At 71.8% G+C, this 13,690-nt stretch carries 11 protein-coding genes and 2 pseudogenes; 6 read left to right on the top strand and 7 right to left on the bottom strand.

The annotated features are described in order from the left end of the window. Position 1 precedes the first annotated feature (1 nt). The 3 genes from ABZ192_RS27485 to ABZ192_RS27495 all read right to left on the bottom strand — a co-directional run bounded on the left by ABZ192_RS27485 (position 2) and on the right by ABZ192_RS27495 (position 3,218). Positions 2-919, bottom strand: a complete 918-nt coding sequence (locus tag ABZ192_RS27485) for an RNA polymerase sigma-70 factor (protein ID WP_356927141.1) — start codon at positions 917-919, stop codon at positions 2-4. Beyond that, on the bottom strand, positions 916-2,109 hold the full coding sequence (locus ABZ192_RS27490; RefSeq protein WP_356927142.1) for an FAD-dependent oxidoreductase: 1,194 nt from the start codon (positions 2,107-2,109) through the stop codon (positions 916-918). The genes ABZ192_RS27485 and ABZ192_RS27490 overlap by 4 nt, the downstream gene beginning before the upstream one ends. A gap of 278 nt (positions 2,110-2,387) precedes the next feature. Continuing rightward, a complete protein-coding gene (locus tag ABZ192_RS27495; RefSeq protein WP_356927143.1) occupies positions 2,388-3,218 on the bottom strand; it encodes a tetratricopeptide repeat protein in 831 nt (276 codons plus the stop codon). A 393-nt stretch (positions 3,219-3,611) separates the two neighbouring features. Here ABZ192_RS27495 and ABZ192_RS27500 point away from each other — a divergent pair, with 393 nt between their 5' ends. From ABZ192_RS27500 to htpG, 3 genes are all read left to right on the top strand, one after another. Next, positions 3,612-4,385, top strand: coding sequence for a hypothetical protein (locus tag ABZ192_RS27500; protein WP_356927144.1), 774 nt, complete (start codon positions 3,612-3,614; stop codon positions 4,383-4,385). Positions 4,386-4,528: 143 nt separating this feature from the next. Further along, the gene (locus ABZ192_RS27505; RefSeq protein WP_356927145.1) at positions 4,529-5,251 is read left to right on the top strand and encodes a class F sortase; all 723 of its coding nucleotides are present in this window, start codon (positions 4,529-4,531) and stop codon (positions 5,249-5,251) included. A gap of 86 nt (positions 5,252-5,337) precedes the next feature. Further along, entirely contained in the window at positions 5,338-7,236 is a 1,899-nt protein-coding gene (htpG, locus tag ABZ192_RS27510; RefSeq protein WP_356927146.1) for a molecular chaperone HtpG, read from the top strand. A 12-nt stretch (positions 7,237-7,248) separates the two neighbouring features. On the opposite strand, the gene ABZ192_RS27515 is transcribed toward htpG, so the two are convergent. Then, positions 7,249-7,500: a twin-arginine translocase TatA/TatE family subunit gene (locus ABZ192_RS27515; RefSeq protein WP_356927147.1), complete on the bottom strand. Its 252-nt coding sequence runs from the start codon at positions 7,498-7,500 to the stop codon at positions 7,249-7,251. Then, positions 7,488-8,141: a hypothetical protein gene (locus ABZ192_RS27520; protein WP_356927148.1), complete on the bottom strand. Its 654-nt coding sequence runs from the start codon at positions 8,139-8,141 to the stop codon at positions 7,488-7,490. Before ABZ192_RS27520 ends, ABZ192_RS27515 begins: the two co-directional genes overlap by 13 nt. A gap of 183 nt (positions 8,142-8,324) precedes the next feature. On the opposite strand from ABZ192_RS27520, the gene ABZ192_RS27525 reads away from it, so the two are divergent. The 3 genes and pseudogenes from ABZ192_RS27525 to ABZ192_RS27535 form a co-directional block, all read left to right on the top strand. After that, positions 8,325-8,711, top strand: a complete 387-nt coding sequence (locus ABZ192_RS27525) for a BlaI/MecI/CopY family transcriptional regulator (protein ID WP_356927149.1) — start codon at positions 8,325-8,327, stop codon at positions 8,709-8,711. Between the two features lie 6 nt (positions 8,712-8,717). Next, positions 8,718-9,149 (top strand): annotated as a pseudogene (locus ABZ192_RS27530) (M56 family peptidase); the annotation flags it as partial. 363 nt (positions 9,150-9,512) lie between these two features. Then, positions 9,513-10,010: pseudogene (locus ABZ192_RS27535) on the top strand (M56 family metallopeptidase); the annotation flags it as partial. Between the two features lie 11 nt (positions 10,011-10,021). On the opposite strand, the gene ABZ192_RS27540 reads toward ABZ192_RS27535, so the two are convergent. Both ABZ192_RS27540 and ABZ192_RS27545 read right to left on the bottom strand, forming a co-directional pair. Further along, on the bottom strand, positions 10,022-11,041 hold the full coding sequence (locus ABZ192_RS27540; RefSeq protein ID WP_356927150.1) for a sporulation protein: 1,020 nt from the start codon (positions 11,039-11,041) through the stop codon (positions 10,022-10,024). Positions 11,042-11,184: 143 nt separating this feature from the next. Then, positions 11,185-13,653, bottom strand: coding sequence for a CBM35 domain-containing protein (locus ABZ192_RS27545; RefSeq protein ID WP_356927151.1), 2,469 nt, complete (start codon positions 13,651-13,653; stop codon positions 11,185-11,187). Positions 13,654-13,690 lie beyond the last annotated feature (37 nt).

A 13,690-nucleotide genomic window follows, 5' to 3' on the forward strand; every position in this document is an offset into this window, starting at 1 on the left:
GTCAGAAGAGTTCGAGCCGTCTTCCGTCGGCGACTGCGTGCAGCTTGTCGGGGTTGGCCACGTTGTGGATGGTCGAGATGCGGCCCTCCCGATCGAAGTCGAAGGTCAGCGTGGCGACCACGCGGTCGGGGCCGCGGAAGACCACGCCCGGGCCGCCGTTGATCCAGGTGAGCTCCGTCCGCATCTGCCCGGGCTCGATGCCCTGGTAGGTCGCGGTGCCGAGCGCGGCGAACCAACGGGCCACGGTCTCCAGGCCGACGACCGGCTTGAGGGCCTGGCGGACCTTGCCGCCGCCATCGGTCCACAGGGTCACGTCCGGGGAGAGAAGCTCCATGAGCGTGTTGATGTCGCCGCCCGCCGTCGCCGCGAAGAAGCGCTCGGCGACATCGCGTTGGCGGGCGCGGTCCGCGGTGAAACGGGGCCGGCGGGCCTGGACGTGCTCACGGGCGCGGTGCGCCGCCTGTCGGACCGCCGCCTCCGAGCGCTCCACCGCTTCCGCGATCTCCGCATGGCTGAACGCGAAGACCTCCTTCAGCACGAAGACCGCGCGCTCCAGGGGACTCAGTGTCTCCAGCACCACCAGCAGGGCCGTGGAGACCAAGTCCGTTGTGGCAACGCCGTCAGCTGTGTCCGGGCCAGTGAGGATCGGCTCGGGGAGCCATGGCCCGACGTAGGTCTCGCGCTGGTGGCGAGTCGAACGAAGCTGGTCCATCGCCAGGTTGGAGACGATCCGGGTCAGGTAGGACTTGGGGTCGGCGACCTGCGATCGGTCGGCCGCCGACCACTTGAGCCAAGCCTCCTGGACCACGTCCTCGGCATCGGCGGCGGTCCCGAGGATGCGGTAGGCGACGGAGAAGAGCAGGGTGCGGTACTGCTGGAAGGCAAGCTGGTCGGGGCCGGGCTGCTGCGGCTGGGTCACTTGGCGCTCCGAATCCGGGTGTAGCGGCCGCCGTGCGGCCAGAACGCGCCCGAGGCGGGCATCTTCTTCATGCGGGCGAAGGTCGGCCACGGCGCGGCGGTGACCGTCTCCTTGTACTTTGCGGCTCGCTTGCCGGTCAGCACGATCCGGCGCGGGCTGTCGTCGGGGTGGGTGAACTGCACGACGGCGTCGTTCCGGCCCAGACTGACAGGGGTGTGGTAGTAGCCGAAACGGAAGGGCTTGGGCTCCTTGCCCGCCAGCACCCGCAGGATCGAGAGGGCCGCGTGCACGCCGGTGGGCATACCTCCCTGACAGGTCCCGTGCATCACGCCGTAGCCCTGACGGACCGCCGCCGCATCGCCCACCGCGTAGACGTCCGGGTGGGAGACCGAGCGCAGCGCCCTGTCGGTGACGACCCGGCCGCGTTCGTCGACGGTCAGGCCGGCAGCGGCCGCCAGCGGCGAGACACGGGTGCCGCTGGTCCACAGCACCGCGCTCGCCGCGATGCTGGAGCCGTCCGCGAGCTCGACACTGTCCGGCAGCACCTTGGCCACCTCGACGCCGCTGCGCACCCGCACGCCGAGCCGGGCGAGCGCCGCGTCCACGTAGGCCCTGGCCTTCGGGTGCATGCTCGCGCCCGGCTCCTGCCGTCCCAGCAGCACCACCTCGAGCTCCGGGTGCCGCTCGGCGATCTCCGCGGCGGCCTCTACGCCGGTGAGGCCGCTGCCGCCGACCACGACGGTTCCACCGTCGAGCCGGGTCAGCCGGTCGGCGAGTACGGCGGCGTCCTCCGGGGTGTTGAGGGTGTAGGCGTGGTCGTCCACGCCGGGGACGGCGACGGTGTTCGCGATGCTGCCCAGGCCGTAGACCAGGGTGTCGTAGCGCAGGACCCGGTCGTCGTCGATCCGGACGGTCTTCGTCTCGGCTTCCACGGCGGTGACCCAGCCACGGACGAACCTCGCGCCGGTGCCGTCCAGCAGCCCCGGGATGTTCATCTCGGCCGTCTCCTGACCGGTGGCGGTCATGTGCAGTCGGAGCCGCTCGGTGAAGGTGTCGTAGGGGTTGGCCAGTGTCACTCGCAGGTTTCCGCGTTTCCTGGAGCGGGCCGCGAGCTGGATCGCGGCGGAGAGCCCCGCGTAACCGGCGCCCAGGACCAGGACCTCGTGCTGCTGCGCTGCTGTCGCGTTCATCGCTACCGCCTCTTTCGTGTCGGTCGTCCCCGCTGCGTGGACGACCACCAGACGCAAGCTGCCCTTCCGTTCGTGACATGGGGCCGATATGACCCGCGTCACACCGAGAGGAGAGCGCGCGCGGCACCTCACGTCGAGGGTGCGTGGCTTCCCGTTTGCGCGTCCGTCGAATGTTCCGGCCGCCCGGTTCCGGCCCTGCGACCGGCTCATCGCGGTCGCCGGACGAGGTGCGTACGGTGTGGCGTGCGGCCCAGTCGAGGGACGCGTTGCGCGCCAGGTCAAGCGCCGTCGATGCGGTCGAGCAGCGCCCGGGCCTCGACGGTGCGGCGATGGCCCGGGCCGAAGGAGGCCAGGCAGGCGTCGTGAGCGGCTGTGGCGTGGAGGCGGGCCTCGGTAGCGCGGCCCAGCCCCAGGAGGGCGGTGGCCACGGCCAGCTCGACGGCGCCGGTCTCGGGGCGGTGCTGCTCGTCGGGCAGGCTGCGGCGCAGTTCGTCGGCGCGATCCGCCTCGGCGAGAGCCTCCTCGTGGCGGGCCTGGCCGTTGAGGCTGCGGGCCAGGCCGAGCCGCAGGACCAGGGCGAACCGGTCCGGTACGCGAGGGGCGGCCAGGGCCTCGCGGGCGAGCGCCTCGGCCTCCGGGTGGCGTCCCTGCGCGTTGAGCGCGAAGACCAGTCCGTTGCGGGCCGCCGCCGCTAGGCGCGGCATCTCCGGCCCGGTCCCGCGGGTCGCGGCCTGGGCGACGGCCGCACACTCCGCCTCGCACTCGGCGTGCCGGGCGAGCGCGGTCAGCTCCTGGGCGCGGTCCGAACGCAGCTTCAGGGTCTGCGGGTGTTCGGCCCCGAAGATCCTGCCGAAGGCCGGCAGCACGGCGTCGTACAGGGCGAGGGCCTCGGCGTGGCGGCCCTGGGCGCCCGTCGCAAGCGCGGCGATGCTCAGCGCCAGCGGTGCGTACATGTCGTCGCGTGGCCGCGACCGGGCCGCGGCCACAGCGCGAGCCTCGGCCTCCGCCTCGGCATGGCGCCCCGCCTCGTACAGCGCCACGGCCTGGGACACAGGGGACCTCGGCATCCGCCCGGCGTCGTTTCGGCCGCGCGGCCGGAAGAGTTTCATGGCCGGAGCATACGGACGCCGGCCACGCCGTTCGGCGAGAGGCGAGAGCTGGTCCGGCGGCCCTGCTGTCCCGCGGCCAGGCGGGTGCCGCCGCCAGAAGGAACCGCGCTCGCCGCCAACGCACTGCCGGCACGCGCCCACGAATCCGGCGCAGGCCTGCGTCGGGGGGCCACATCATGACGGGCGCCCTGGGCAGGGTGATCGCCACGTGGGTGACATCGACGGGCTGCGGCGCCGGCCGGGGCGGGTGCCGCCGTCAGGGTGGGGTCGTAACCCGTGTGAACGCCCTGGATGGTGGGACGGCCCGGCATGACTGACGGTGGTTGACGTCGAGGCCGGGTCTCGTGAGCTGGCGAGGCGTCAGCGCCCGGCCCGCGACGGAAGGACTCACCGATGCGCTCTGCCCGCATGCTGCTCGCGACGGCCACGGCCACGGCCGCCCTCGCGATCACCGCACCCACCGCCTACGCCGTGGCGATGGGTGACCGGGACCACGACACCACTTCCTACAGCAAGGAGCACCACAAGGACGGCAAACACCACAAGCCGCGCGGCGGGATGCACACGGGTGGCGGAGCCCTGACCGGGGTGACCGCCGACCACGACGGGGACGACACCCGGCACGACCAGGACCACCGCAAGGATGGCGAGCACGGCAAGCACGAGGAGCACGGCAAGCACGAGGAGCACGGCAAGCACGAGGAGCACGGCAAGCACGAGGGCCATGACAAGGACTCCCGGCACGGCGACAAGCACCACAAGCCGCGCGGCGGGATGCACACGGGCGGCGGAGCCCTGACCGTGGTGAACGCGGACGACGACTGGGACAACCCCAAGCAGGACCGGGACGCCCTCAAGGACGGCGAGCGCGGTGACGACCCCTGGGGCGACAAGCAGGACGAGGACCCCTGGGGCGACAAGCACGACAAGGACCCGTCCGGCGGCAAGCACGACAAGCACGACGAGGAGCACGGCAAGCACGACGACCACGACAAGGGCTCCTGGCACGGCGACAAGCACCACAAGCCGCGCGGCGGGATGCACACGGGCGGCGGCGCACTGGCCGCCGGGCCGGGCGTGACGGCCGGCGGTCTCGCGGTGCTCGCGGTGGCGGGCACCGGCCTGTACGCACTGCGGCGCCAGAAGGCCTCCCAGGGCGCGGCATGACCGAGGCGTGAACCCGTAGCCGCCGTGGCCGCCGCACGTGCTCCTCGCGTCGCGGCGGCCCGGCTCGTCCCGGCTCGTCCAACGGCGTGCCGTGTCCGCTGCCGTGTCCGTTCCCCTGCCGTGCCCGAATGAGGTGGTCTCCGATGGCAGCCAGCCCCAGCCCCCCCTCCCCCGCCGAGCCCGGCCCCGCTCCGTCGAAGCGGCGATTCCGCACCGCCGTGTCGGTCTTCTGGGGTCTCGCGGCCCTGGTCCTGACCGTGAGCCTGGTCGCCGGCCGTGGCGAGTCGTCGTCCGACGCCGGCGGCCCGCCGCACGCCCCGCCGGCCGTCCCGACGGCCGCGCCCGCCGTGCCTGATGCGCCGCCCTCGTCCGCGGCTCCCCACCGGACCGCCGCATCCGGGGCCGGACCCCAGCTGCCGCGGTCCCGGCCGGTCCGCCTGTACATCCCCAAGATCTCGGTGAACGCGCCCTTCATCGACCTCGCCATCGGCCGTTCGGGCCAGCTCGAACCGCCTCCGCCCGACGACACCAATCTCGTCGGCTGGTACGCCAAGGGCGCCTCGCCCGGCGAGGCCGGAACGGCGATCATCGCCGGGCACGTGGACACCGCGACCTCCCCGGCCGTGTTCGCCGGGCTCAGTGAGCTGAGGAAGGGCGACCGGTTCCACGTGGCGCGCGCCGACGGCAGCAGGGCGACCTTCGTCGTCGACGGCGCGGAGTCCTTCGACAAGGACGACTTCCCCAGCGAGCGCGTGTACGGCGACACGCCCGACGCCCAGGTCCGGCTCATCACATGCGCGGGTGCCTACGACCGTCAGGCCCGGGACTACACCGAGAACCTGGTCGTCTTCGCCCACCTCGTCTGACTTCCGGGCCTCCGGCCTGACGTGGTGTTTTAAAGTGACTGCCACCAGTTCAGGCGACTGTGGGACCTGTGAGGTATTCGCGAACCATGACGACCGAAACGTTTGAGTTCCAGGTAGAGGCACGTCAGCTGCTCCAGCTGATGATCCACTCGGTCTACTCGAACAAGGATGTCTTCCTGCGGGAGCTCGTCTCCAACGCCTCCGACGCGCTGGACAAGCTGCGCCTGGAGAAGCTGCGGGACGACTCGCTCGACGCCGACGTGTCCGACCTGCACATCGAGATCGACGTCGACAAGGACGCCCGGACCCTCACGGTGCGGGACAACGGCATCGGCATGTCGTACGACGAGGTCGGACAGCTCATCGGCACCATCGCCAACTCCGGTACGGCCACCTTCCTGAAGGAACTGCGGGAGGCCCAGGACGCGGCCAATGCCGAGGGGCTCATCGGCCAGTTCGGCGTCGGCTTCTACTCCGGCTTCATGGTGGCGGACGAGGTGACGCTGGTGACCCGGCGCGCCGGCGAGAGCCAGGGGACCCGCTGGACGTCCCGTGGCGAGTCCACGTACACGCTGGAGAAGGTCGACGACGCCCCGCAGGGCACCTCCGTGACGCTCCACCTCAAGCCCGCCGACCCGGACAACCAGCTCCACGACTACACCTCGCCGTGGAAGATCCGGGAGATCGTCAAGCGGTACTCGGACTTCATCACCTGGCCCATCCGGATGGTCCCGGAGAAGGGCGACGGCGAGGACGCGCCCGAGCCCGAGACGCTGAACTCGATGAAGGCCCTGTGGGCGCGGTCGCGCGACGAGGTGTCCGACGACGAGTACCACGAGCTGTACAAGCACATCAGCCACGACTGGCGCGAGCCGCTGGAGACGATCCGGCTCCAGGCCGAGGGCACCTTCGAGTACCAGGCCCTGCTCTTCGTGCCCTCGCACGCCCCGCACGACCTGTTCACGCGGGACTTCAAGCGCGGCGTCCAGCTGTACGTGAAGCGCGTCTTCATCATGGACGACTGCGAGGCGCTGCTGCCGCCCTACCTCCGCTTCGTCAAGGGCGTCGTCGACGCGCAGGACCTCTCGCTCAACGTCTCCCGCGAGATCCTCCAGCAGGACCGGCACATCCGGATGATGCAGCGCCGGCTGACGAAGAAGGTCCTCTCCACGGTCAAGGAGATCAAGACCAAGGACGCCGACCGCTACGCGACGTTCTGGCGCGAGTTCGGCACCGCCCTGAAGGAGGGCCTGGTCACCGACTCCGAGAACCGGGACGCCATCCTCGCCGTCGCGTCGTTCGCGACCACGCACGCCGAGGACGAGCCGACCACCCTCGCGCAGTACGTGGAGCGGATGAAGGACGGCCAGGAGGACATCTACTACATCACCGGCGAGTCCCGGCAGAGCATCGAGAACTCCCCGCACATGGAGGCGTTCCGGGACAAGGGCATCGAGGTCCTGCTGCTCACCGACGCGGTCGACGAGGTGTGGGTCGACGCCGTCGGCGAGTACGAGGGCAAGAAGCTGCGCTCCGTCGCCAAGGGCGAGATCGACCTCGATGGCGAGAAGGACGAGAAGGCCGAGGGGGAGCGGGAGAAGCAGGCCGAGGAGTACGCGGGACTGCTCGGCTGGATGCGGGAGCAGCTGGAGGAGGACATCAAGGAGGTGCGCCTGTCGTCGCGCCTCACGGTCTCCCCGGCCTGCGTCGTCTCGGACGCGCACGACCTGACCCCGGCCCTGGAGAACATGTACCGGGCGATGGGCCAGGAGGTGCCGCGCACCAAGCGGATCCTCGAACTCAACCCCGGCCACCCGCTGGTGAAGAACCTGAACCAGGCGTACAGGGAGCGCGAGGACCGCTCGGGTCTCGTCGAGTCCGCCGAGCTGCTCCACACGCTGGCGGTGCTCGCCGAGGGCGGTCAGCCCAAGGACCCCGCTCGCTTCGTCAAGCTCGTGGCCGACCGCCTGGAGCGCACGCTGTAGGCAGGGGGAGGATCAGCGGGGGTCCGGGGCGTCCGCGGCCCGCGCGCCGGGCGGGGCCGTGCCGGTGCCCGGCGGGACGATCTCGCCCTGGACCACCCGTGGCGCGGGGGCCGTCCCGGCCTCCTCGTCCTTCGCGGCACGGGCCTCGGCCTTGAGGATGCGGGCGGACTTGCCTGCCGACCGGGCCAGTTCGGGCAGCTTCCTCGCCCCGATCACGGCTATGACGACGATGAGGAGGATCGCGAGCTCGCTCAGTCCGAACATGGTGTCCTGTCCTTTCCCGCCCGGGCCGGGCACGGCGCGAGCGTACCGGGCGGCGAGCCCGGTGTGACCCCCGCCTCGGCGGATGCGACCGCCGGATGCCGGAGCAGATGGGGCAGCATGCCGTGGTCGAGCAGGGCCTGCCGCCAGGCGAGTCGGGCGTGCTCCACGCGGTCGGCCCGCCGGGCCAGGGCCGAGCGCAGCAGCGCGGCCAGGGCGAGGAGGCCGGTCACGGCCGCGACGAGTGCCAGCGTCCAGCCGGCCGCGACGAGCGAGCCGGGCAACGGGCCCGGGGCTCCGGCGACCTGGAGCAGGCAGCCGAGCAGCAACAGAGCCCCGGCGGAGGCACCCGCCACGAGCGGCGTGAGCACCGCGAGGGCGGGCAGCAGACTCCCGGTGGCGAGCGGGCGCCGCGCGTCCTGGCGGGCGGCCGTTCGTACGGCGAGGTAGGCACGGTATGGCTCGCCGGCCGCCGCCGCGATGGCGTCGGCGTGGGTGAGCGCGTGGGCACGCAGGTGCGCGGCCGTCCGGCCGGTCGGGTCGGCGCGCACGGCGCCATGGATGTCCGCGGTGCGCAGCGCCTGGTCCAGTACCGCTTCGAAGTCCGCGCGGTCCTCGGGGTGGAGGCGGGGCGGATCGGCCACAAGGTCTCCTTGTCGGTTGCTGTGTCGGGCATCGGTTGCTGTGTCGGACGTCGGTTGCTGGTGTCGGACGTCGATATCGAACGCATTTAAATCTACAGCACTGTAGAAGTAGGCGGGGCCGGGTCCCGCGGATCTATACGATGTCCGCACGGGCACGGCAGGGCGGCGAAGGGAGGCAGGGCGGTGACGGATCCCCGGCAGCGGCCCCGGCGGGGGCAGGGCGAGCTGGAGGCGCTGGTGCTGTCGGCACTGCGGGAGGCGGACGGTCCGGTGACGGCCGGCTGGGTGCAGGAACGCCTCGGCGGCGACCTCGCGTACACGACGGTGATCACGATCCTGACCCGGCTGCTGGGCAAGGGCGCGGTCACCCGGGAGCGGGTGGGCCGGTCCTTCGCCTGGACGCCCGCCTCGGACCAGGCGGGCCTGGCCGCCCGGAAGATGCGCAAGGTGCTGGACGCCGAGAGCGACCGCGAGGCCGTGCTGGCCAGCTTCCTCACCGGCCTCGACCCGGACGACGAACGGCTGCTGCGCGACCTGCTGGATCAGGCCGACGGCGAGGGGGAAGGCTGAAGCCTCATGGGGGTCTTCGTCTTTCTGCCACTGGTTCTCCCGCTCACGGCCTGGCCGGTCGCACGCCTGGCCGAGCAGCATCTGCACCCGCGCACCGCGACCCGGTTACTGACCGCGATGGCGGCGGTGCTGGCGCTGTGCAGCACGGTGTGTCTGGGGCTCGTCATGGTGGTCGGCACCGCCCAACTGCCCGGCAACCCCCTGCCCGACGGCTGGTCGGACCCCGAGGTGCGGGCGGCGGTGCCGTACGACGAGGTCGTCGGCAAGGCCGCGATCCCCGCGCTGTGCGCGGTGGTTGTCGCCTGCGCCCGGACACTGTGGCGACACGCCCGGGTGCGCCGCCAGGCCCACCGGGCGCTGTCCGGCCTGCCGGACACGGAGGTGGCCGTCCTGCCGGACGGCGTCCCTTACGCGTATGCGCTGCCCGGTGGCCGCCGGGGCGGTGGTGCGCCGGCCGGGGGCCGCGGGGGTGGTGGTGTGCTGCCCGGCGGTCGCCACGGGGGTGGTGTGCTGCGGCGTCGTCGTGAGGGCGGTCGTGTGCTGCGTGGCCTTCGCCGGTGCGGTCGTGTGCTGCCTGGCGGTCGCCGTGGCGGTGTCGGGCTGCCGGGTCGTCGCGAGGACGGTGGTGTGCTGGGTCTCGGTCGCCAGGGTGGTGGTGTGCTGGGTGTCGGTCGCCAGGGTGGTGGTGTGCTGGGTGTCGGTCGCCAGGACGGTGGGCGCCAGGACAGTAGGGGCCCGGGTGATGGTCGCCGTGTTCGGCGTGGCGGTGCCGGGCGTCGTGTCCGCCGTCGGCGCGGTGGGCGTGTCGTGGTGACGACGGCCCTGCTGGAGCGGCTCCGGCCGGCCGAGCGGCGGGCCCTGTTCGCCCACGAGCGGGCGCATCTCGCCGCCCGCCACGACCGCCATCTGCTCGTCGTGCAGCTCGCGGCCCGGGCCAATCCGTTCCTGCGGCCGCTGCGCACGGCCGTCGCCTACACGGCCGAGCGGTGGGCGGACGAGGAGGCGGCCCGGGCGGTGGGCAGCCGCCGCACGGTGGCGCGTGCCATCGGCACGGCCGCCCTGGTCTCCCGGGGCACCCCGGCGCCCACGCTGGCCGGACTCGCCGCTCCGGGCCCGGTGCCGCGCCGGGTGGCGGCCCTGCTCGGTCCGCCCCCCGCCGTGCGCACCTGGCCCCCGGTGTCCACCTCGGTCGGACTGGCGGCCTGGGGCGCGGCTGCCGGTACGGCCGTGTCGGCGATGTCCTCCGCGAACTCCGCCGTCACGATGGTGCTCATCCTGCATGCCGCGACACCTCTGTGAGGGGCGGGGCCTCAGCCCTCCTCTTCCTCCTCGCCCTCGAAGAAGTCCCCGACCTCGTCGATCACTTCGTCCGCGACCATGCCGCCGACGACCCCGGCCGCGAGTCCGGCCGCGCCCGCCGCGACGGCGGTCCCCATGCCGGGGCCCGAGCGGTGGCCGTCATGGTGCTGCCCGCCGTGCCCGTGACCGCCCGGGCCGAAGGCGACGGGGGAGGCGTGGCCCATGGGCGAGCCGTAGCCCGCGGGGGAGCCGTGCGAGGCCCGGTGCTCGACCAGTTGCCGGATCCAGCCGTCGACGATCGTCGGCCAGTCCTGGTGCTCCACTCCCTCGTGGGAGACGGTGAAGCGGGTCAGCGCGTCGTGGCCGGGCGACAGGAAGCCGCCGCGCTTGTCCGCCTCCAGCACGACCTCCGTGCCACCCGGGCCCGCCAGGAACGTCAGCTCGATCTCGTTCACCTGGTGCGCGTACCGGGGTGACGGAGCGAGCTCGATCTCCTGGTAGAAGGGCAGCTGCTGGGCGGTCCCGCCGATGCGCCCGTATTCGAGGTCGGCCGACCTGAAGCCGAACCCGAGCGCGCCGAGGGCTTCCAGCACGGCCTCCTGGACGGGCAGCGGCGTGACGTTCAGCTGGTCCAGGTCACCCTTGTCCTTGGCGCCGGCCACTGCCAACTCGGTGCGCACGCCCAGGACGACGCCCAGGTTCTGGCCGTGCAGCTCGGTGACCGGCGTCTCCCACGGCAGGGTCACGCTGAACGGCACACCACGCTGCTCGCCCTCGGCGAGCCGGAAGCCGCCGCCGACGGTGAAGCGGCCGAAGGCGACGAAGCCCTCACTCTCGCCGCCCTGGTGCTCGGCCTCGACCCGGGCCACCAGCTCCAGGGTGATGTGCTCGATGTCGAAGCCGGCTTTGCCGCCCACCAACCGGACCTCACCGGTGAGTGTGCCGCCGGGCCGGACGGGAACCGGGTCGAGGACCGTGTCGACCGTGGGGCCGCCCACGCCGAGCGTGCCGAGCAGTCGTTTGAACACCATGGTGGCGTCCACTCCTCACATGCGTGTACGGACGTTCTACAAGCATGTAGAAGTATAGGGGACGCGTGACGGACGTGATCTTGCGCGTCGGTTGCGGAGGAGAACCGCTCACTCCTCCGCAACCGCATCCGTCAGGGTGCGACTCAGCCCACGACCCGGCCCAGTTCGATCCGGTCGATGTTCGGCGCCCAGCCGCTCGCGTTGCCGAACGTCACCTTGTTCGCGCCCTTCGCCAGATCGACCGGGACGCCGACGGTCCAGTAGTCGTCCCAGCTCCAGGTGTTCTTGAAGGTGACCTTCACCGGGTCCGCGGACCCGACCGTGACGTCCGCCGTACGGGACATGATGTCCGTGTTGTAGGCGTGGCCGTTGTCCCGGCGGTCGTTGTGCGCGTAGTGGACGACCAGCAGATAGCGGCCGGACCGCGGCGCGTCCACCGTGAACTCGGCGGTGCTGGAAGCGCTGTTGCCGAGCCAGCCGATGTACGAGCCGGCGGACGCGTGCGGGGAGTCGACGAGCTTGGCCCCGCCGGTGAGCGTGGCCTTGGCGCCCTCGTAGGAGAGGGCGCCGGCGGCCGAGCCGTCGCCGGAGACGTCGAGGGAGCGGACGGCGGAGTGGCCCGACGTCATCGCGATCCGGTTGTTGCCCGCGACCAGGTAGAGCCGCAGCGGGCGGCCGGGCGCGGCCTGGACCGTCTCCCCGTGCAGCGAGAGCTTCACGGCCGCCGAGGTCCGCGGCACCACCGTGTAGTAGCCGTCGCGCGGGGCGTACACGTCGAACACCGCCTTGTCACCGGAGCGCAGCACCAGGGAGCCCGTGCCCACACCGGCCGACGAGGTGTAGTCGTACGACGGCTTGCCGCTGATGTCCGCCAGTGTGGCCTCGTAGGCCGCGGCGGGCGCGCCCGTCCGTGTGGTCAGGTCGATCCGGTCCAGCGTGACCTCGGCGTCGCCCTTCGACAGGGTCAACTGGCGCGTGCCCGCCTTGAGTTGGACACGGACGTCCTTCTTGGCGCGGTACGTCCAGTTCTCCGTGGAGGGGTAGGTGACCGTCACCGGGTCGCCGCCGTCGACCGACAGCTTCTGCGTGGCGGGGCCGCCCGACTGGTTGCCGTACAGGATCGCCAGGTCGTACGTGCCGTCCTTCGGTACCGTCACCGAGAAGGCGACCTTGCTGCCGGGCTGGTTGAGCGAGCCGACGTCCTTGGTGCCGGAGGCCGCGTAGCCGTTGGCGTTCTGGACCGTGCCCTGCGTGTAGACCTTGCCGTCGGTGATCGCCGCGTCCTCGGCCTCGTACGACGCCGACCACGGCACGGAGGCGGCGGACGGGGTGCCGGAACCGCCGGGGGTGAGGACGACCCGGTAGGCCGACATCTTGTGCAGGCCGCGCAGCGGGACGGTCACCGAACCGTCGTCCGCGACCTTCACCTTGGCGCGCGCGAGGACCCGCGGCGCCGCGTGCTGCCCCTCGTAACCGGACCAGGCGGCCTCGGCGACGGTCGCGGTGACCGTACGGCCGAACACCGACCGGGGGACATTGCGCACGACCACGTCCGAGTCGGCAGCGGAGCCGCCGAGCAGGACCTGCGCCTGGCGGCGGGAGGTGTCGAGGGAGGCGAGTCCCTGGAGCGTGTCGATGGTGTTGGGCTGCGGCGGCGTCACCTTCACGGTGTTGCCGGTCATGCCCGCGTACCAGCGGAAGAGCCACCAGCCGCCGTTGGGGATGTTCGAGCGCACCACGTGACCGCTGAGATTGCCGGCGGCGTCCCAGTACGCCATGTTGGCGTACACCTTGTTACGCTCGAACATCGAGACCCACTGCACCAGTTGCCCGGGCACGGACAGGTCGCGGCGGTTGGCGTACTCGTCGATGTTGATCTTCAGCGGGGCGATGCCCGCCTCGCGCTCCAGCTTGCGATAGTCGTCGTAGTGCGCCTGGAAGTCGCGCAGCGAGCCCGAGCCGAGCTCGTGCCAGGTCATCACCTGGGGGAGCACGTTCTCGCGCTTGGCGAAGGCCAGGAAGTCCTTCAACAGGCGGGTGTGGTAGGCGGCTTCGTTGGGACCGGCGATCCGGGCGTCCGGATCGATCGCGCGGATCCGCTGGTACACCGTCTTCCAGTCCTTGAAGAACCGGTCCCGGTTCTTCTCGTACTGGGCCTGGTCGGCGACGTCGAGCTTGTACCAGATCTGGTCGGGCTCGTTGAACGGGATGTAGACGAAGCGCTCGCTGTTCGGGTCGGCCGAGACCTCCTTGGCGATCTTGTCGACCTTGGGGAGGTAGTCGTCGATGCCCAGGTCCTCGTACGGCCACTTGGCGTAGATGTCCTGCATCATCACGTTGATCTCGCCGCCGCCGTTGCGGAAGAACGACTTGGAGACGGTGAGCGCGTCGCCGTTGGGGTGCTGGGCGCCGCCCTCCGGCTTCTGCGAGATGCTCGTGATCTTCAGCGGCGCCATCGCGGCGTCGCTGGGCACGCCGTCGTCGCTGACCCCGTACAGCGAACCGTTGGCGCCGAGCATCACCGGGCCCTCGGAGGCCTTGAGGTCGACGGTGAGGCGCTGTGGGTCGGCTGCCGCTGCCGCGTTGCCGGCTGCGGGGAGAGTGGCTGCCATGGCGGCTGCTCCAAGTAGTGCTGTCATCAAGGCGGTT

Source organism: Streptomyces sp. NPDC006235 (genome assembly GCF_040613735.1).
Classification (GTDB): Bacteria; Actinomycetota; Actinomycetes; order Streptomycetales; family Streptomycetaceae; genus Streptomyces.